This is a genomic window from Corynebacterium sp. HMSC04H06 (assembly GCF_001815935.1).
In the GTDB taxonomy this organism is placed as follows: Bacteria; Actinomycetota; Actinomycetes; order Mycobacteriales; family Mycobacteriaceae; genus Corynebacterium.
On record NZ_KV823433.1, the window covers coordinates 17,773 to 35,617 of the forward strand.

Consider the following 17,845-nt stretch of genomic DNA (forward strand, 5'->3'; position numbering starts at 1 on the left):
TCATCGCGCTAGCCACAGAAAGAATTGCCTACTGTCATGTCCTTCCTCATCCGCGTTCTTCTTCCCGACACCCCGGGCAGCTTGGGCCAACTGGCGGACGCGATCGGCATGGTAGACGGCAATATCCAGTCGGTGGACATCGTCGAGAACTTCCCCGACGGCACCGTCATGGACGACATCGTGGTCGAGCTCGCCGCCGGCGGTATGGCCGATTCGCTCATCACCGCCGCCAGCACCGTCGACGGCGTCGAGGTGGACTCCATCCGCCCGTTCTCGGGCCGGGTGGACCGCCGCGGCCAGATTGCCCTGCTGGCCCGCGTGGCCTCCCACCTGCACGACGTGCGCGCCGCGATGACCGAGGTGGTCGCCGCCATCCCGAAGGCGCTGACCTCGACCTGGGCCATCGTCATCGACAACAACGAGCCGATCCACCGCATCGCCAGCTCCGACGCCGCCCCAGAGGACGACGGGACCACCCCGCACGACATCGAGGTCACCCAGGCCCGCGCGCTCAACCCGGAGGTCGACTCCTGGATCCCGGCGTCCTGGTCCCTGCTGGACTCGGCACTTGCGGCCGCCCCCATCGGGGACACCGGCCTGGTCATGGCAATCGGCCGCACCGGCGGGCCGGACTACCTGGCCTCCGAGGTCGAGCACCTGGGCAACCTGGGCACCATCCTGGGCGCCTTCCTCAGCGACGGCCGCGCGGGCACCGCGCACTAGGCCAGCAGCTGGCGCAGGCCCTCTGCCGCGCTGCCGACGACGGTCCCGGCGGCCTCCTGGACGTCCCGCGGGGCCCAGGGGAAGGAAAACGCCTGGCGGGAAAGCCGGAACATGGACAGATCGTTCCAGGAATCCCCGAAGCTGTAGATCTCCATCTCCTCCCGGTCCCAGCCGGCGTGTTGGGCCGCCCATTCCACGCCGTTTCCTTTGGTGGTGCCGGCCGGCAGGATGTCCACGAAGCCCTGGTTCTTGGTAGACTCCACGGCGAAGTTCTCGCGCGCCCAGCGGTGGATTGCGTCCTGCACCTGCGGGTTATCCGGCGTCCAGGTCGCCACCGCCACGAAGTCTTGGTCCGGGATGGCCTCCGGGGAGGCGTAGGCAACCTCGGTGATGACGCCGGTATCTGCCGTGCTCACGCACTCGCGGAAGCAGTAGTCCAGCCCGGTAGAGGAAATGCCGTAAACGTTCGTGCCCGGGTTCCCGACCAACCCGTGGACCAGCTGGGCCACCGTTTCCCTGTCCAGACCCGCGTAGTGGACTACCTGCCGGTTCTTGTCCGCGATGACCGCGCCGGTTGCCAAGATGGAATAGTCGAATTCCACGCCGGAGCCGGCCAGCGCCCGGTAGGCCTCGTTGTAGGACTTGCCCGTCGCCGCGACCGCGATATTGCCGGCCGCCTGCCACTCGGCGATGGCCTCGGCAATATCCGGGTCAAGCCCATCGGGGAAATAGATGGTCCCGTCAAAATCGAAAGCGGCAATCTTCATGCTGTTGGTCCTTCCTCCAGGCTTCGGCGGTAACGCTTGCGGCGTGATAAGCCTTAAGCCTATCCGTCCGCGTCTTCGCCGGCTGGCGCGCCGTGGGCCAAAAGCTCCTCGAAGCCGGCCTCGTTAAGGATGGGCACGCCCAGGTCCTGGGCCTTCTGTTCCTTGGATCCGGCGTTTTCCCCGGCGACCAGGAAGTCGGTCTTCTTGGACACGGAGCCGGTGGCCTTCCCACCGCGGCTGACGATGGCCTCCTTGGCCTCGTCGCGACTGTAGCCTTCCAGGGTGCCGGTGACCACGATAGTCAGCCCCTCCAGGGTCTGGGGGCGGCGGGACTCGGCCGCGACCTCCATGCGCACGCCCGCGGCGGCCCAGCGCTCCACGATGTTGACGTGCCAATCGACCTCGAACCAGGACTTGAAGGACTCGGCGATGATGGTGCCCACGCCCTCGGTCTCCGCCAGCTCCTCGACGTCGGCCGCGCGCAGCGCCTCCATCGAGCCGTAGCGGGTGGCCAACGCCCGCGCCGCAATGGGCCCGACGTGCCGGATGGACAGGGCCACCAGCACGCGCCAGAAGTCGCGCTCCTTGGCCTCACCCAGGTTGTCGAGCAGCGCGCGGCCGACCGTGTTGACCGCAATGTTGTCTGCGGACTTCGGACCCTTTGCTTTCTTATCCGCCTTGGAGGTGTAGACATCGGAAGCCAACAGCTTGTCTTCGGTCAGCTCGAAAAGCTCTGCCTCGTCTTCCAGGATGCCCTGCTCGATGAGATCCCAGGCGCCCTTCTCCCCCAGCGCCTCGATGTCGAGAGCCTTGCGGGAGGCCAAGTACTCCAGCCGCGCCGACAGCTGCGCCGGGCACGAGCGGGTGTTCGGGCAGCGCCAGTCCGCGTCGCCCTCCTTTTGCGGGGCGAGCGGGGTCCCGCAGGACGGGCAGTTGTCCGGGAAGGTCCACTCGACCTCGCTGCCGTCGCGGGCCTCGACGACCGGGCCTAAGACCTCGGGGATGATTTCGCCGGCCTTGCGGATGACCACGGTGTCCCCCACCAGCACGCCCTTGCGCTTGACCTCGGACTGGTTGTGCAGCGTGGCCATGGACACCGTCGAGCCGGAGACGAAGACCGGGTCCATCACCGCGAACGGGGTCACGCGCCCGGTGCGGCCCACACCGACCTGGATATCCCGCAGGACGGTGGTGACCTCCTCGGGCGGGTATTTGTAGGCGATCGCCCAGCGCGGCGCCCGGGAGGTAGCGCCCAGCTGCCGCTGGGACGCCAAGTCATCGACCTTGACCACGAGGCCGTCCATCTCGAAGATGGCGTCGTGGCGGTGATCGGCCCAGTAGTTCACGCGCTCTATTACCTCTTCCGCCGAGTCCACCTGCTCGGTGTACGGCGAGACCGGCAGCCCCCAGGCCGCCAGGGCCTGGTAGGCGTGATACTGCGAATCCGGGCTGAAGCCCTCGCGGGCGCCGATGCCGTGGCAGACCATCTTCAGCCGGCGCTTTTTCACCTCCGCCGGGTCCTTCATCCGTAGCCCGCCGGCCGCGGAGTTGCGCGGGTTGGCGAACGCGGGCTTGCCGTCCTCGACGCGCTCAGCGTTGATCTCGGCGAAGTCCTCCGGCCGCATGTAGACCTCGCCGCGGACCTCGACCAGCTCCGGTACCGGGAAGTCCGCGGTGCCCTGCAACTGCTGCGGGATGTCCTCGATGACCCGGGCGTTGGCCGTGATGTCCTCGCCGATCTGGCCGTCGCCGCGGGTAGCTGCGGAGACCAAGCGCCCGGAGCGGTAGACCAAGTCGATGGAGAGCCCGTCGATCTTCAGCTCGGTCAGGTAGGTCTTGGCCGGGGTGCGGTTAAGCCAGTCGCGCATCTCCGCTTCGCTGAAGACGTTGTCCAGGCTCATCATGCGCTCGAGGTGCTCGACGTCGGCGAACGGTGAGGCCGCGCCCACCTCGCGCGTCGGCGAGTCCGGGACCGCCAACTCCGGGTGCTTTTCCTCCAGCTCCTGCAAGCGCCGGAAGAGCTTGTCAAAATCGGCATCTGGGATCACCGGCTGCTCGTTGTAATAAAGCTGGCGGTGCCGCCGTACTTCCTGGGCGAGCTCGTTCCATTCGCGTTGCACATCTACTGGATTAGTCACGGTGCTCCAGTCTAGTCGCCTAAGCGAGGCTTCCCGCCCGGCGGGTAAAGCCGCCGCATTTGCCCAGTCAGCCTCGTATGTCCGGGGTGGCGACTAAGGTGAAAGCCATGAACTTCGACGCGACCCGCATGCTCTCCTTTGACCTGGAAACCACTTCGACCGACCCCCGATCCGCCCGCATTGTTACCTCCGCGCTGGTCACTATCGACGGGCGCCACGTGGACAAGAAGGAGATGCTGGCGGATCCCGGCGTCGAGATCCCCGAGGCCGCCGCCCAGGTCCACGGGATTACCACCGAAAAGGCCCGCGCGGAGGGCCGGCCGCACGATGAGGTCCTAGAAGAAACCGTAAACGCCATCAAGCAGGCCTGGGACAACGGCCTGACCCTGGTGGTCTACAACGCGGCTTATGATCTCTCGGTCCTGCGCGCGCTGACCGGGGACTTTACTGTGACCGGCCCGGTCTACGATCCCTTCGTCATCGACCGGGTCATGGACAAGTGGCGCAAGGGTAAGCGAACCCTAGGCGCGGTCTGTGAGCACTATGGGGTCAGCCTGGACAACGCGCACGAGGCGACCGCGGACGCCCTCGCCGCCGCGCGCGTGGCTTGGAAGCAGGTGCGCCAGGTCTTCCCGGAGCTGGCCCAGAAGGACGTCAACGAGCTGATGGAATTTCAGGCCGTACGCTGGTACCACGACCGGATGGACTTCAAGAAGTACCTGGAGGGCAAGGGCCGAGACGCCGAGAGCGTTTCTACTGCCTGGCCGATGATCAGCTAGGGCCCGACGCACCGCGCCGAAGCCCTCACGACTACCCGAACTCTCCAGAATCTCCAGAGTCTCCAAGACCTTCATAAGTCTCCCCAGTCTCCACTTTCTCCATAGTCTCCAGCTGATAGGATCCGGGCCATGTCTGCACCCTCCCTCCCGCGGGACAACCCGTTCCGCCCCACCTTCGGCGCCGCTCCCCTGTATTGGGTCGGCCGCGAAGTCATCCTCCGTTCCTTCGAACGCGCGTTGGTCGGCACCGCCGGCACTCCCGGGCGCTCCCTGGTCATCAGCGGATCCCGCGGAATCGGCAAGACGGTCCTGCTCAACGAGCTCGAGGATCGCGCCCGCACCCAAGGCTGGATCGTGCTGCGTGCCTCGGACCGCAGCCCCATCGTGGAAGACTTCGTCGAGACCACCATCCCCGCGGCCATCGAGGACATCAGCCCACGCCCGACCACGCGGGTCAAGCAGTTGGGCCTCGGCAAGGTGGCCAGCATCGGCTTCGACACCGACGACCAAGCGCCCTACAAGCACAACCTCAACACCCGGCTGCGCGAACTGTCCGGCCACCTCACCGGCACAGGCGTCCTCATCAGCATCGACGAGGCCCAGGACGCCTCGCTGGAAGATCTCACCACCATTGCCGTCGCCTACCAGGACTTAATCCGCGACGACCTCAACGTCGCGCTGGTGGTGGCGGGCCTGCCCCAAGGCATCGACAAGCTGCTGAGCCTGCCGGGAGCTACCTTCCTGCGGCGGGCGGAGAAATATCTGCTAGGCCCGTTGAACCAGTCCCTGACGGCGGAGGCCTTCGAGCTGACTGCCCGGGATAGCGGGATCAGCTTCAGCCCGGACGGCATCCAGGCCGCGGTGGAGCTCTCCCACGGCTACCCCTACCTCGTGCAGCTGGTCGGCTCGCTGTCTTGGCAGCAGGCGGCTCTGCGCACGGCTGGTGAGGACAGCGCCGCCGTTACGGAGGCCGATGTCGCTGAGATAGCACCCCAGGCGATCTCCCTCATGGGCACCCAGGTCCACCAGCCGGCGGTCAAGGAGCTATCCCCGGCGCTGCGGGAATTCTTGGAGGCCATGGCCCAGGCAGCGCCCGCCGACCCGGTGCCGGTGCACGATATCGCCGCGGCGCTGGGCCGGACTTTGCGTTCCCTCTCCGGCACGCGCCAGCGGCTCATCGACGCCGACATCATCGAATCTCCCCGCTACGGCGAGCTCAACTTCACCCTGCCCTACCTGCGCGAGTACCTGCTCGCGCGGGACTTCGGCGGGCGGGTTAGCTAAAGGTCGCCCGCGTCGCGCTCGAGCATTGTTGCGACTCGATGAGCAAGCCGGTAGTCCCTGGCGGGCTCGTTAGGCCGGGCTGGGTAGACGTCCACCGCGTGGGTCAGTAGCGTGCGCGGCAGGCCCAGCCGATCGAGCAGGCGCGCGATAGCGATCGCCACGCCGCGGGTAGCATCCGGTTGGCCGGCCACGGCATCCCCCGCCGTGATGCCCAGGCCCACGCGCGCGCCCGAATCCAGGTGTTGGCCCAGCCCATCCAGGTCTTTGGGGTTGTCCAGCCGCGGCAGGTCGAGCAGCACCGTTTGGGCGGTGCGTGCCAACTCCCACTGCGGCTGGTCCAGGTGCAGGTACCGGGCTTGGAAGCGCCCCAGGGTGTCCGCGGCGACTTCGGCGGGCACCGCCGCAATGTCCTCGAAGTCGGTCACCCCCGGCAGCGTGCCGGCCAGGATTTGGCCCAGGTAGGGCTCGTCCAACTGCAGCACGACCTGCGCGCCGAAGCGGCGCGCCACGTCGGCGGCGTGGCGGGAAATGCCCTCCTGCAGGCCGAGGAAGAGGTCGCGGCGCGCGCCGCTGTCGGTGATAACGCGGTGCCCGTTGGCCAGCTCGATGGCGGCGGTAAGGCTCCACGGCCCTACGGCCTGGATCTTGACTTGGGGCACGCCTTCTCCCCAGACGGCCTGCATTTCGTCCAGATCGCGCTCCATCCGGTCCCAGACCCGGCGGGTAAGCAGCTGCGGGCGGTCGGTCATCTGCCAGGCGCGCGGTCCGCGGTCGACGGTCACGAACTCCACTAAGCCGGCGGTCCGGCCGATAGCGTCGGAGCCCAGCCCTCGGTCGGGCAGCTGCGCTAGGTGCGGCAGATCGCCGGTCTCCCCCAGCACGATATCGGCGGCCTCCGGCATGGAAGTTCCCGGCATGGGGCCTAGCCCGAATCCTGTCACGCTGTCACTATCTCCTTCGTTGGGTGCCTCGAGTCGAAGGCCCGCCGGCGCTCAAAGGGGCGCCTAGGCCGTCTCGCAGATCGTGCCAGAGCCCAAGACGATATCGCCAAGCTCGTCGTCGGTCGGCAAGTAGAGCACGGCGGCCTGTCCCCGGGCTACGCCGGAGAGCTCCCCGTGCAGGTCCAGGCGCATCTGATCGGCCGCGCGGTCGATGTGCGCGGTGCACGGCACAACCGAGCCGTGGGCGCGCACCTGGACCTCGCACTCCAGTGTGCCGTCCATGGCCGGGTGTAGGTACTTCAGCCGGTCCGCGCCGATGGAGGTCACGGCCAGGTCCTCCCGGGCGCCGACGGTGACGGTGCCAGTGGCGGCGTCGATATCCGTGACGTAGCGGGGCCGGCCGTCGGCGGCGGGCTGCTTGATGTCCAGGCCCTTGCGCTGGCCGATGGTGTAGTTCCAGGCACCGGCGTGCTCTTTAAGCTCCTGCCCCTCTTGGTCCACGATCATGCCCGGGCGCAGGCCGATCCGCGCGCCCAGGAAGGCCTGGGTGTTGCCGTCCGGGATGAAGCAGATGTCGTAGGAGTCCGGCTTCTTCGCGGTGGAGAAGCCGTGGGCGGCCGCCTCCTCGCGGATCTGTGGCTTCGGGGTGTCCCCGATGGGGAAATAGCAGTGCTCCAGCTCGTCGGCGGAAATAACTCCCAGCACGTAGGACTGATCCTTGTTCTCGTCCTTGGACCGGCGCATGTAGCCGTGCTGGTCCAGTGTCGCGTAGTGGCCGGTGGCCACCGCGTCGAAGCCTAGCGCCATGCCCTTTTGTAGCAGCGCGCGGAACTTGATCTTCTCGTTGCAGCGCAGGCAGGGGTTCGGGGTCTCGCCGCGGGCATAGGAGTCCACGAAGTCCCCGATGACCTCCTCCTTGAACTGCTCCGAGAAGTCCCAGACGTAGAACGGGATGCCCAGCTTGTCGCAGATACGGCGGGCGTCGGCGGAGTCCTCCAGCGAGCAGCACCCGCGGGCTTTCTCCCGGGTCTGTTGCGCGTCCTTGTGCAGCGCCAGGTGCACGCCGACAACCTCGTGGCCCGCCTCGACCGCGCGGGCAGCCGCCACGGAGGAATCCACTCCGCCACTCATCGCCACCAGTACTCGCACGCCGCGCCACCTTTCTTTCCATCACTGCCGCCTGCCGGATTATCTAAAGCGGCTCAAAAGTCTACTCCCTCGGCCCAACGCAGGGATAATCATCGCCATTCCCGCCCGGATCGGGCCGGGCATTGGTCTACCTCCCCTCGGTGTCTACAGTAAGGGGTCATGGGTAGGAAACGGAACCGAGGCAGTGAGGCTGGCGCAGGGATTATCGGCCTCTACGACATTGATACGGGCCAGGCGGAGGTGGTCGCGGACGAGTTCCGCCGCGACGGCTATATCCTCAACGTCAATGGAGTGCCCAGCAGCCACATCGTGCTCGGTTCGCCGGGCGAGCTGGAATTCGAGTACATGCGGTGGATCGCCGCCGCCGTTGAGGTGCTCAACCCCGTCGACCCGGTGGCGCTGCGCGTTACCCACCTGGGCGGGGCGGGGTGCTCGCTGCCCCGCTACTTCGCCGACCTGTGGCCGCGCTCGCGCCACACCGTCGTGGAGCTGGACGCCAAGCTCGCGGAGCTGACCCGCACGCTGTTCGACGTGCCGCGTGCGCCCACGGTCAAAATTAGGGCGGGCGAGGCCCGCGCGGAGACGATGGCCTTCCAGCCGGCCAGCCGGGACATCATCATCCGCGATGTCTTCGCCGGGGCCACCACGCCGCGCCCGCTGACCACGGTTGAGTTCTTCGCCGCGTGCCGAAAGGCCCTGGCGGGCGCGGGGCTATACGTATCCAACTGCGGCGATCACTCGGAGCTGCAGGGCGCCAAGGCGGAGCTGGCCGGCATGGCGGAGGTCTTCGACCATCTGGCCGTCATCGCGGATCCGCCCATGCTCAAGGGCCGCCGCTACGGCAACATCATCCTGATTGGCTCGGAGTCTCCCCTGCCTGCGGCCGGATCGGTCGAGGCCGCCGCCCTGGCCAAGCAGCTGCTGGGCGGCGCGGTGCCCGCCCACTACAAGGACGAGGCTTTTACTCGCAAGTTTATCGGCGGGGCTAGCTCACGACGCGACTGACGATGCCCGCCAGCTGCTGCACGTCCAGGTGCCCGCCGTTGGCCCCTGCGGCCGTGGCGGCCTGGGTGGCGTCCGCGACCGTCTGCTCGTCGACCTCGATGCCGGCAGTGTGCCCGGCGTTTTCCAGCAGCAGCGCCAGGTCGCCGACGGAGTAGTCACCCGCGGCCATGGCCTCGAGCTGCTCGACCGGCAGGGCGCCCTCGGCGTTGAGCTTTTCGACGTAGTCGATAAGACCCTCCGCGGCGTCGCGGTCGATGCCCGCCTCACCGGCGGCATCGGCCAGCTGCGGGGCGGCGGCCACGCCGGCGGCGATAGCTAGGATGGCGGCAACCAGGGCGGTCGAGTCCTTGCCCAGGTCCGGGGCGCCGGTCACCACGAGGTCCTCGAGGACCCCGCCAAAGTCGACGTAGTTGCCGGCGCTGAAGGAATCCAGCTGGGCGTGGGTACCGTTGAACAGGTTCATGTCCACCTGGGTGGGGATACCGGCGACCTTGCCGGAGCCCGAGCGCTGCCAGAAGGACAGCTTGTTCCAGCCGCCGACGGGCTGCGGGGCGGCGTCCTGGTAGGCGGCCAGCCACAGCGGGTACTCCGAGAACTGAGTGGTATTGCCCATCTCCACTTCCCAGAAGTACTTGTAGGTGTAGATCATCGGGGTCCGTCCGGTGAGCTTCTTGAGCTCATCGGTGAATTCGCGGACCCAGGCCTGCATCTGCTGCGGGTTCTTGCCGTCGGTGACCTCGATGTCGAGCACCGGCGGCAGGGACTGATCCGCCACCAGGGCCAGCTGGGAGGCGAAGTGCGCGGCCTGCTTCTTCGGGTCCGTGTTCGGGCGCCCGTAGTGGTAGGCGCCGACCTTCAGCCCGCTGGCGGCAGCCGCGTTGGCGTCGACGGCGAAGTGCGGGTTGCTAAAGCCCTCGCCTTCGGAGGCCTTGACGAAGGCGAAGGACTGCCCGTCGGACTTCACCTGGCCCCAGTCGATGGGCACCCCGCCGGGGTGCTGGTGAGCGGCGACATCCACGCCCGCGGGCGCAGACGTGCTCAGCGGAGCGGCGTGCGCGGGGGCGGCGGTGGCGACGAGGACGCTGGCGACGACGGCGGTCAGGGCGGACTTGAGCGACTTAGTGACGGTCATGCCGGCGAGTGTACCGACTAAACCACAACAGTCACACAAATAACACGCGTTTCAGATCATTTTTCTTTCTCCGGCCGCCGCGCCTGGGTCCACGTCCGCACCGCGGACAGGGCCTGCCCGACGTTGAGCTCGGGCAGGTAGGCGTTCGTCGCCGCCAGGCCGATGGCCGGCAGCTTCAGCTCGTCGTCGAAGCAGAGGAACCAGGGGTGCTCTTCCGGCAGGAACTTACGCTTGCTGGCCGCCAAGGAGCGGAAGCCGTAGAGCGGCTCCAGGTCCTGGCCCACCCGGGACAGCGCCTGGTCCAGCCAGCTGGGATCCTCGGCCGCGCCGGCCAGCGGCGCGCCGGATAGCGAAATCCACTCGCAGCCGCGGTCCGCGGCGATAATGAGCGCCTCCGAGATCACAAGCTCCATGACGCCCTTGAAGCCGTCCGCGGCCCGACGCATCACGTCCAGGGTGTAGCCGACCACCTCGCCGTCGCGGCGCACCGGCAGCCAGCTGGTGACCCCGTGTAGTACGCCTTCCGCATCGATGGCGTAGAGAATCTGGGTGCCAGGCACCTGCATCTCCTTAAGGCCGCCCAGGGTATACCCCATCTCCGGCAGCGGCTTGTCCGAGACCCACTCCTCGCTCAGCGCCTTGATCTTCGCCGCCACCGCGAGGTCGAGCTCGTCCCAGGTGGTCCAGACGGTTTCCACCCCTTGCTTGGCCGCCTTGTTGCGCGCGGTGCGGATGTTTTGGAACTTCTTGCCCTTGAACTCGGTGTTGACGCAGCTGAGCACGGCCTCCTCCGCGACCTTGACGCGCTTGAGCCTCGGGTGAGCGTCGGCGAAATCCGCGTCGACGGAGTACCAGGCAACGCTGAGTCCCTGGTGGTGGGCGAATTCCTCGAAGCGCGCGGCGATGTCCTCCCCCGCCGGGCCCACCGGCGCCCCGACGGTCAGGGCAATCCCGCTGCTCGCGTGGTAGGCCACGTAAGACCCACCGAAAAAGAAATAGCGGTTGCCTTCCCAGAGCGTCATAAACGACAGGTGGTCGCCGCTGGTAGAGCCGAGGATCTCCCGGGCGCGGGCGCGGTCGGCAGCGTTTTCCGGATCCGCTGGGCGCGCGAAGCAGGTATACAGCTGCCAGGCCAGAGCCGCCCAGGCGAGGATACCGACCCATTCGTAGACCAGCCAGCCAAACCACGTTGCCGGGACCACGTAGTGGGGCCCGATGAGGGAAACGACCGTCGGCAGGAAGCGCAGCGGCAGCTCCGCCAGCACGTCACCTGCCGTGTTGATGGTGATAAACCCCTCCGGGTAGAGCAACGCCACGGCCACCCAGGTCCCCGCCCCGACGAGCACGACGCTGGCCACCAGCACCCCGGCCCGCCGCAGCAGCGCCGGGTTGGTCGCAACGTGGAAGAGCGAGCGGGTGGCGACCAGCACGGCCGTGGCCATAATCCACGGCAGTAGCACCAGCGCGAGGTTGATGACCAGCAGGTCGACCTCGCCCGGCACCCACAGCTGGGCCACCAGCACGCCCATCACGCAGAATTGGAAGGCCAGCGACAGCCACCAGGCCAGGCGGCGGCCGCGGATGAGGCCGAAGGCCAGCACAAGCTGGACGATAAAGGGCATCAGGTTGGCCACCACGGGGCCTATCCCGTGGGCCCGAGCGATGTCGAGGGCGTTCAAGCACTCGTCGCTCAACGGGCTGGCCGTGCACAGCTCGGCCACCTCGATCCGGGATAGGTCCGCCGACCACAGCAGCTGGGTGACCACGCTAAAAGGCCCTTCGGCCAGCGGGTCCAGCGCCACGAAGAACGGGCCGACGGCCACCGAGAGCACCACGACCGCCACCAGCACGCGCCGCTCGGCCACCGACGCCTCCACCCGGTGCGGCCGGTAGAGCGCCTGGCCGGCCGCCAGGCCCAGGGCCATGGCCACGACTGCTTGCACGTCCGCCAGGGTCCCCGAATACAACACGAAGGTCAGCGTCAGGGCAATGATGCTCAGGCGCAACCGGCGGCGCCACAGGCGCGGCATCTGGGCGGAGGAAAACGCCCCCGCCCCCGCGATAAAGCCCACCGGGGTCAGGAAGCTGGCGTGCAGCAAGTCGTCGCCCCACTGGTTCAGCCCGGCCAGCTCCACCCCGCGGGCGGCGTAGACGGCCAGCGGCGTGGAGACTACTTGCGCGACCACCCCGACGGCGGCGTAGCGCAGCGAACCCATCTGCCATTCCGCCGGCACGCCCCAGGCCAGTGCCAGAATGGTCAGCACCACTGCCCCGCCGACGTGGCCGGCGGTTAAGCCGATGGTTTGGATTCCCGCGACGGGCCACACCTGCAAACCCCACATCACCGCCAGCGCCACCAGCGTCACCGAGAAGCGCGGCAGGGTCTTTAACACCCAGGCCAGTGCGCTTTTAAGCACGTACATCCTGGTCCTCAATTCCGTCGAAGGGGTCTTTGTCGATTTTCATCCCGCCGCGCTGGGCGGCCCAGGCCAGCACTTCCCGCAAGGCCGGGCGCCACACCTGGAAGCTGTGCCCGCCGGGCCGGGTGCCGTTATAGGTGCGCATCCCCGCCGCGCGAGCCTGCTGGGATAGGGAGCTCAGTGCCGCGACCGAGGCATGATCGTCGTCGCCGGCGATGAAGACTGCCGCTAGCCCCGGGTAGCGGTTCTGCTTGAGCAGGTGGGCGGGGTCTTGGGCGTTGAAGGCTTTCTCGTCACCGCCGAAGAACTTGTCCACGGTGGCCTGGTGGCTGCCGATGGTCGGCTCGGCCTCGCCGGAGATATCCACGATGGACCCGTACGCGGTAGGCTGATTGGTGGCGATCTGCAGCGCGCAGGTGCCGCCGTAGCTTAGGCCCGCGACGGTCCAGTGGGACTGGTCCTGGTTCACGCGGAAGGCCTGCTTGATCCCGGCCGGCACGTCCTGGGACAGGTAGGTCATGACGTGGGCCAGGCTAGAATCCGCGCAGATAGGATTGGCGGTCTCCGAGCCAGTGGAATCGACGGCCACGATGATCGGGCTGCGCCCGTCGTTGGCGGCCTGGAACTGGTCGGCGGTCTGGGCTGCCTCGCCGGAGCCGAACCACTGGTCGGGCCCACCGGGGTTGCCGTGGAGGAGCACCACGACGGGGAGGTTCTCGCCGCGCCAGTAGGCTGGCGGGACGTAGGCGATGGCCTGGCGTGCCGCGAACTGCGAGCGCGTGCCCGGCAGGTCCAGGTGCACGATCGCGGCGTCTTTGAATCCCTGGGCGGACTGGAACTCGGCCAGGCTCATCTCCTGGGCCACCGGCGTCGGGTCGAGCGACCCGACGTCCGGATAGGTCTGGTATTCGATGTTGACCAACCCAACGGTGGCCAGCAGGGAGAAAGCGCCGGCGAGCACCGTGGGCACCTTCGGCTTGCGAATCAGGGCGGCCAGCGGGACGGCGGCGGCTGCCACGAGGTAGAAAGGCACGTCCCAGCGCTGGAGGAAGAATCCGGCGGCTATACAGATGACCGCGGCAACGGCCACCGGCCACCAGCGGCGCTGCCACACCACGACGCCGGCCGCGATGACCAAAATGCCGATGACGATGGCGGCATCGACTGGCTCGGCCAGGGGCAGATCAGAAAGAAAGTTCACCCTCTCAACATAGGACTGCCCCGCCCCAGAATCACTGGGGCTTAGCTGGGAATATGGTGTCTATACGCTCCGGGCCCGACGAATGACCTCCGGCAGATGCGCCAAGACGTAGTCCACGTCCTCGTCGCTGGTGTTGCGGCCCAGAGTGAAGCGAAGGGAGCCAATCCCCTCGCTTTCGGTCACGCCCATGGCCTCGAGGACATGGGACATGCGGTTGACGCCGGCCGAGCAGGCCGAGCCCGTCGAGGCCTCGATGCCCAGCTGGTCGAGCAGCATGATGAGGCTGTCGCCATCGGTGCCCGGGAAGGACACATGCAGGTGCGACGGCAAGGCGGGCTCGCTGGAGTTGACCACGACGTCGTCGATCTCGCGCAGAATGCCCTCGCGCAGCCGGTCCCGCAGGGCGCCCACGCGCGCGGACTCGGCGGGGATTTCGGCCACGGATTCTTCCAGGGCCGCGGCCAAGCCGGCCGCGCTGGCCACGTCGACGGTGCCGGGGCGAATACCACGCTCTTGGCCGCCGCCGTAGGCGATGGGCTGGGGCGCCGGGCTGCGGCGGGCCAGCAGCAGGCCGATGCCGCGCGGGCCGCCGAACTTGTGCGCGCTGGCCGCCAGGGTCGTCGCCCCCAGTTCCACGAAGTTGATGGGCAACTTGCCGACCACCTGCACCGCGTCGATGTGGACCGGGATTTCCTGGGCGCTGGCGCGCGCCACGATATCCTCCACCGGCTGGAGGGCGCCGATCTCGTTGTTGGCCCACATACAGGTCGCCAGGTCCGCCGGGGTGTCCAGGGCGCTCAAGTCGCTGACCCGCGAGTGCCGGTCGACCGGCAGCAGCTCCACGGTCGCGCCCTGGCGCTCCAGGGTGGCCACGGTATCGCGCACCGCCGGGTGCTCGATCGGGGTGGAGATAATGCGCCGGGTGCGGCGCTCCGCCGGCCCGCGCTCGGCGGCCCGGTAGAGGCCCTGGATGGCGATGTTGTCCGCCTCGGTACCGGAGGCGGTAAAGATTACCTCGATGGGCTCGCAGCCCAGCAGCTCGGCGACCTTCTCGCGGGCGTCGTCGAGCACCGAACGAGACTTGCGCCCGGAGGCGTATTGGGCGCCGGAGTTGACGCTGTCGGCGGCGGCAACCCAGGCGTCGATGGCGGCCTGGCGCATGGGCTGGGTGGCGGCGTAATCGAAATAGTGGGACATCTTAGGCGCGATTCTTCAGCTGCTCGGTCAGCGCCGGGGCGATCTCGTGCAGGTCCCCAACCACGCCCAGATCAGCGATCTGGAAGAAGGGCTCGTCCTGGTCCTGGTTGACCACGACGATGTTCTTGGCCGTCTGCATGCCCGAGGTGTGCTGGATGGCGCCGGAGATACCCAGGCCAATGTAAAGGTCCGGGGTCACCGTCACGCCGGTCTGCCCAATCTGGTAGGCCGCGTCGTAGAAGCCCTCATCGACGGCGTCGCGGGTAGCGCCCACGGCCGCTCCCAGGGCGTCGGCGAGCGGCTCGACGACACCGGCAAACTCATCGCCCACGCCGCGGCCACCGGCGACCACGGTGGCCGCCGACGGCAGGTCCGGGCGGGCGGATTTCTCGGCTGGGGTAAAGGATTCGACCTTGACATCACGGTCGGTCGCGGCCGGCAGTTGCATGGCGGCCACCTCGCCGACGCTGGCCTCGGCCTCGGCGGCCACGCTGCCCGGCAGCAGGGTGTAGATCGGGCAGGGGCCGGCCGCGGTGGCATAAGCGTCGTAGGAGCCGCCGAAGATGGCGTGCTGGGCCGCGCCGTCCGGGCGGATGCCGGAGACGTTCGACAAGACGCCGGAGGCCAAGCGGGCGGCCACGCGGCCGGCGATCTCGTTGCCGGTGGCGGACGCGGCAATCAGGATGGGGGCCGGGTTGGCCGCGCCCAGCCCGTGCAGAGCGTCGACCTCGGGGGTCAGCAGGCGGGAATCGTAGTCCGCAGCCTGGGCGTCCACGACCTGGGCCGCACCCCAGCGGGCCAACTCCGGGGCCAGCTTGTCGCCGGTGCCGGCGGGACCGACCACGACGGCGGAGACGGTGCCCAGCTGGCGGGCAGCGGTAATCAGCTCACCCGTGACCGGGCTCAGCTGGTCACCGGTGTGCTCGACCAAAACATAAACGTGAGACATGAAAAGAAAACTCCTTATAAGCGTTCGCGGCGAGCGGGTGTTAGAGCAGGTTCTTGGACTCGAGGAACTCGACAATCTTGGCGGCCTTGTCCTCGGCAGAGCCGGTCTCCACCAGCTCGCCGGCGGTGCGCGGCGGGCGCTGGGCGGCCTCGGTGATCTGGGTGGTCGCCGAGTTCAGACCCACCTGCACCGGGTCGACGCCGATAGCGGCCAGATCCAGCGTGGTGATCGGGTGCTTCTTGGCCGCCATGAGGCCCTTGAAATTCGGGAAGCGCGGCTTGTCGGCCTTGTCTCCCACGGCGATAAGGGCCGGCAGCGGGGCGGACAGCTCCCAGGTGCCGCGGTGGTCCTCGCGGGTACCACGCACGGTGCCCTCAGCCAGGCTCACCGCGTGCAGCTGCGTGAGCGCCGGGATCTGGCGGTACTCGGCCAGCAGGCCGGCCAGCAGGCCCGTCTGCGAATCGGAGGCGTCCGTACCCATGGTGATAAGGACAACGTCGTCCAGGGTGTTGATGGCGTTGCTCAGCGCCCAGGCGGTGCCGATGGCATCCGAGCCCGCCAGCGCCTCGTCGCTGAGCAGGACCGCGTCGTCGGCGCCCATGGCCAAGGCCTTGCGCAGGGCCTCCTCGGCGCCGGCCGGGCCCATCGTCAGGGCCACCACGCGGTAACCGGCTTCTGGGTTCGCGTCGCGCAGCCGCAGCGCCTGTTCCACCGAATACTCATTGACCTCATCAATAATGTTGTCCACCGCGTCGCGGTTTAGCGTGTTGTCCTCTTCCAACGTCTTAGTGGACCACGTATCGGGTACGTACTTGACCAGAGCCACGATAGTGGGCATGGGTATTCGACCTTTCCGTCAATTTGGTTGAAGCGTTCTAGAAACTTATTCTCCGCGCCATAGTAGTAGCGAAGGCGGGACTAATTCCATTGGCGTGGCTCACAAACCAGCGCCACGGCGCCGCGGCCCAGCCGCGTGACGACCACCGCCAGAGGGCGCGAGCCCCGCAGCTTCAGCTTCTTGCGCAGCTGGTCCGGGTCAATGTTGACACCGCGGACGAGGATCTCCAGGCTGCCGGCGTCCAGGGACTTCAGGCACGAGCTCAAGCGCTTCAGGCTCACCTGCTCGATGAATGGAAACCCCGACCGGCCCGGTGGGATTGTCTCCCCCGTCAGGTAGGCGATTTTCTCGTCCAGCTGCCGCAGGCCGTGGCGCGCCGCGTAGTGCTTGACGAGGCCCGCGCGCACCACCGCGCCGTCCGGGTCCACTATGTAGCGGCCCACCTCCCCGGCCGCCGGCAGCTCGTCCGCGGCAAAATCGGCGCTACTGATGGTCTCGTCTCCGTCGCGGGAGTCGGCGCCGCCGCGAAGCAGCCACGCCGCGCGCACCGGCTGGCCGTCCGGGGCCGAGCGCTGCTGCAGATCCGGGGTGTAGAGGCAGGCCTCCTTGACCGCGCCGTCGACGCTGGCCACCACCACCGGGCCCGCCCACTCGCTGTAGTCCAAGCCGGGCGCGCACTTCACGGCCATGGGGCGGCCCGGGTAGGCGGCCAGCAGGTCCGGCAGGGTCGGCAGCAGCTGTTCCGGCTTGGTGATGCGCTGCCCGCCTGCCCGCCGGGCCGGGTCCGCCACGACCACCCCGCGCGCGCTGACCGGCGCCAAGGCGTCGGCGACCACGAAGGGCACGCCGGGCACGTTGTGCTGGGCCATCGCCACGCGCGGCCTATCCAGGTCGCTGCCCAGGTAGCCGATGCCGGCTGCCTGCAGGGCCGGGGCCTCGGTGCCCACCGAGCAGGTGACATCGTGGACGAAGTCCACGCCCATACCGGCCAGGTGCCGGGCCCGAGCCCGGGCCACCGGCGCGGGCGTGGCCTGCTGGACGGCGTCGACGTCGCTTAACCAGGTGTCCGCGAACTTCGCGGCGCGCAGCGCGCGCCGGCGGGCGTCGGCCAGCTCCCCCACCGCGCGCCCGTGCTCGCCGAAGCGCTCGCGCAGGAACTCGGCCTCGGCCAGCGCCTTGGCCCGGGTTCCCTCCAGCCGCTGACTGGCCTGCCGGATGTCGGCGGCGTTGTCTTGGAAGAACCGGATGTCGGCTAGTTCGAATGCCACGGTGCAGCGGTGCCTTTCTCGACGGGTCGGGAGGAAAGAGGGGTAAAGGTAAAA

Annotated in this window: 15 protein-coding genes; 4 read left to right on the forward strand and 11 right to left on the reverse strand. The window is 68.1% G+C overall.

The window, feature by feature from the left end:
* The first annotated feature begins 36 nt into the window (after nucleotides 1-36).
* Nucleotides 37-723 (forward strand): ACT domain-containing protein, encoded by a 687-nt coding sequence (locus tag HMPREF3067_RS06830; protein WP_070768979.1) that lies wholly within the window; start codon nucleotides 37-39, stop codon nucleotides 721-723.
* On the opposite strand, the gene HMPREF3067_RS06835 is transcribed toward HMPREF3067_RS06830, so the two are convergent.
* Together HMPREF3067_RS06835 and ligA are read right to left on the reverse strand one after the other, a co-directional pair.
* Nucleotides 720-1,490 carry an HAD family hydrolase gene (locus HMPREF3067_RS06835; protein WP_070768980.1) on the reverse strand — a complete coding sequence of 257 codons (771 nt, stop codon included), beginning with the start codon at nucleotides 1,488-1,490 and terminating at the stop codon, nucleotides 720-722. The genes HMPREF3067_RS06830 and HMPREF3067_RS06835 overlap by 4 nt on opposite strands.
* A 59-nt stretch (nucleotides 1,491-1,549) precedes the next feature.
* Nucleotides 1,550-3,628, reverse strand: coding sequence for an NAD-dependent DNA ligase LigA (ligA, locus tag HMPREF3067_RS06840; RefSeq protein ID WP_070768981.1), 2,079 nt, complete (start codon nucleotides 3,626-3,628; stop codon nucleotides 1,550-1,552).
* 107 nt (nucleotides 3,629-3,735) lie between these two features.
* Between ligA and HMPREF3067_RS06845 the strand changes: the two genes are divergently transcribed.
* Nucleotides 3,736-4,407: a 3'-5' exonuclease gene (locus HMPREF3067_RS06845; RefSeq protein ID WP_070768982.1), complete on the forward strand. Its 672-nt coding sequence runs from the start codon at nucleotides 3,736-3,738 to the stop codon at nucleotides 4,405-4,407.
* Nucleotides 4,408-4,536: 129 nt separating this feature from the next.
* Complete coding sequence (locus HMPREF3067_RS06850; RefSeq protein WP_070768983.1) at nucleotides 4,537-5,691, forward strand: ATP-binding protein; 1,155 nt, start codon at nucleotides 4,537-4,539, stop codon at nucleotides 5,689-5,691.
* Here the strand turns inward: HMPREF3067_RS06850 and HMPREF3067_RS06855 are convergent.
* Together HMPREF3067_RS06855 and mnmA are read right to left on the reverse strand one after the other, a co-directional pair.
* A complete protein-coding gene (locus HMPREF3067_RS06855; RefSeq protein ID WP_070768984.1) occupies nucleotides 5,688-6,608 on the reverse strand; it encodes a uroporphyrinogen decarboxylase/cobalamine-independent methonine synthase family protein in 921 nt (306 codons plus the stop codon). The genes HMPREF3067_RS06850 and HMPREF3067_RS06855 overlap by 4 nt on opposite strands.
* An 87-nt stretch (nucleotides 6,609-6,695) precedes the next feature.
* Nucleotides 6,696-7,781, reverse strand: a complete 1,086-nt coding sequence (gene mnmA, locus HMPREF3067_RS06860; RefSeq protein ID WP_070768985.1) for a tRNA 2-thiouridine(34) synthase MnmA — start codon at nucleotides 7,779-7,781, stop codon at nucleotides 6,696-6,698.
* A 159-nt stretch (nucleotides 7,782-7,940) separates the two neighbouring features.
* Here mnmA and HMPREF3067_RS06865 point away from each other — a divergent pair, with 159 nt between their 5' ends.
* On the forward strand, nucleotides 7,941-8,786 hold the full coding sequence (locus tag HMPREF3067_RS06865) for a spermidine synthase (RefSeq protein ID WP_070768986.1): 846 nt from the start codon (nucleotides 7,941-7,943) through the stop codon (nucleotides 8,784-8,786).
* Here the strand turns inward: HMPREF3067_RS06865 and HMPREF3067_RS06870 are convergent.
* The 7 genes from HMPREF3067_RS06870 to HMPREF3067_RS06900 all read right to left on the reverse strand — a co-directional run bounded on the left by HMPREF3067_RS06870 (nucleotide 8,767) and on the right by HMPREF3067_RS06900 (nucleotide 17,791).
* Nucleotides 8,767-9,918 carry a glycoside hydrolase family 25 protein gene (locus HMPREF3067_RS06870; RefSeq protein WP_070768987.1) on the reverse strand — a complete coding sequence of 384 codons (1,152 nt, stop codon included), beginning with the start codon at nucleotides 9,916-9,918 and terminating at the stop codon, nucleotides 8,767-8,769. The genes HMPREF3067_RS06865 and HMPREF3067_RS06870 overlap by 20 nt on opposite strands.
* A 56-nt stretch (nucleotides 9,919-9,974) precedes the next feature.
* On the reverse strand, nucleotides 9,975-12,335 hold the full coding sequence (locus tag HMPREF3067_RS06875) for a bifunctional lysylphosphatidylglycerol flippase/synthetase MprF (protein WP_246819261.1): 2,361 nt from the start codon (nucleotides 12,333-12,335) through the stop codon (nucleotides 9,975-9,977).
* Nucleotides 12,328-13,539 (reverse strand): alpha/beta hydrolase, encoded by a 1,212-nt coding sequence (locus HMPREF3067_RS06880; protein WP_070768989.1) that lies wholly within the window; start codon nucleotides 13,537-13,539, stop codon nucleotides 12,328-12,330. Before HMPREF3067_RS06880 ends, HMPREF3067_RS06875 begins: the two co-directional genes overlap by 8 nt.
* Before the next feature lie 60 nt (nucleotides 13,540-13,599).
* Nucleotides 13,600-14,736 (reverse strand): cysteine desulfurase family protein, encoded by a 1,137-nt coding sequence (locus HMPREF3067_RS06885; RefSeq protein ID WP_070768990.1) that lies wholly within the window; start codon nucleotides 14,734-14,736, stop codon nucleotides 13,600-13,602.
* Between the two features lies 1 nt (nucleotide 14,737).
* Entirely contained in the window at nucleotides 14,738-15,685 is a 948-nt protein-coding gene (locus tag HMPREF3067_RS06890) for an electron transfer flavoprotein subunit alpha/FixB family protein (protein WP_070768991.1), read from the reverse strand.
* Between the two features lie 40 nt (nucleotides 15,686-15,725).
* Entirely contained in the window at nucleotides 15,726-16,523 is a 798-nt protein-coding gene (locus tag HMPREF3067_RS06895) for an electron transfer flavoprotein subunit beta/FixA family protein (RefSeq protein WP_070768992.1), read from the reverse strand.
* A gap of 80 nt (nucleotides 16,524-16,603) precedes the next feature.
* Complete coding sequence (locus HMPREF3067_RS06900; protein WP_070768993.1) at nucleotides 16,604-17,791, reverse strand: THUMP-like domain-containing protein; 1,188 nt, start codon at nucleotides 17,789-17,791, stop codon at nucleotides 16,604-16,606.
* Nucleotides 17,792-17,845: the final 54 nt, after the last annotated feature.

What these genes read in the sequence shown, in the direction of transcription:
- HMPREF3067_RS06830 (WP_070768979.1), top strand. Translation starts at nt 37, where the DNA reads ATGTCCTTCCTCATCCGCGTTCTTCTTCCCGACACCCCGGGCAGCTTG.
- HMPREF3067_RS06835 (WP_070768980.1), bottom strand. Translation starts at nt 1,490, where the DNA reads ATGAAGATTGCCGCTTTCGATTTTGACGGGACCATCTATTTCCCCGAT.
- HMPREF3067_RS06845 (WP_070768982.1), top strand. Translation starts at nt 3,736, where the DNA reads ATGAACTTCGACGCGACCCGCATGCTCTCCTTTGACCTGGAAACCACT.
- HMPREF3067_RS06850 (WP_070768983.1), top strand. Translation starts at nt 4,537, where the DNA reads ATGTCTGCACCCTCCCTCCCGCGGGACAACCCGTTCCGCCCCACCTTC.
- HMPREF3067_RS06855 (WP_070768984.1), bottom strand. Translation starts at nt 6,608, where the DNA reads ATGCCGGGAACTTCCATGCCGGAGGCCGCCGATATCGTGCTGGGGGAG.
- HMPREF3067_RS06865 (WP_070768986.1), top strand. Translation starts at nt 7,941, where the DNA reads ATGGGTAGGAAACGGAACCGAGGCAGTGAGGCTGGCGCAGGGATTATC.
- HMPREF3067_RS06870 (WP_070768987.1), bottom strand. Translation starts at nt 9,918, where the DNA reads ATGACCGTCACTAAGTCGCTCAAGTCCGCCCTGACCGCCGTCGTCGCC.
- HMPREF3067_RS06885 (WP_070768990.1), bottom strand. Translation starts at nt 14,736, where the DNA reads ATGTCCCACTATTTCGATTACGCCGCCACCCAGCCCATGCGCCAGGCC.
- HMPREF3067_RS06890 (WP_070768991.1), bottom strand. Translation starts at nt 15,685, where the DNA reads ATGTCTCACGTTTATGTTTTGGTCGAGCACACCGGTGACCAGCTGAGC.
- HMPREF3067_RS06895 (WP_070768992.1), bottom strand. Translation starts at nt 16,523, where the DNA reads ATGCCCACTATCGTGGCTCTGGTCAAGTACGTACCCGATACGTGGTCC.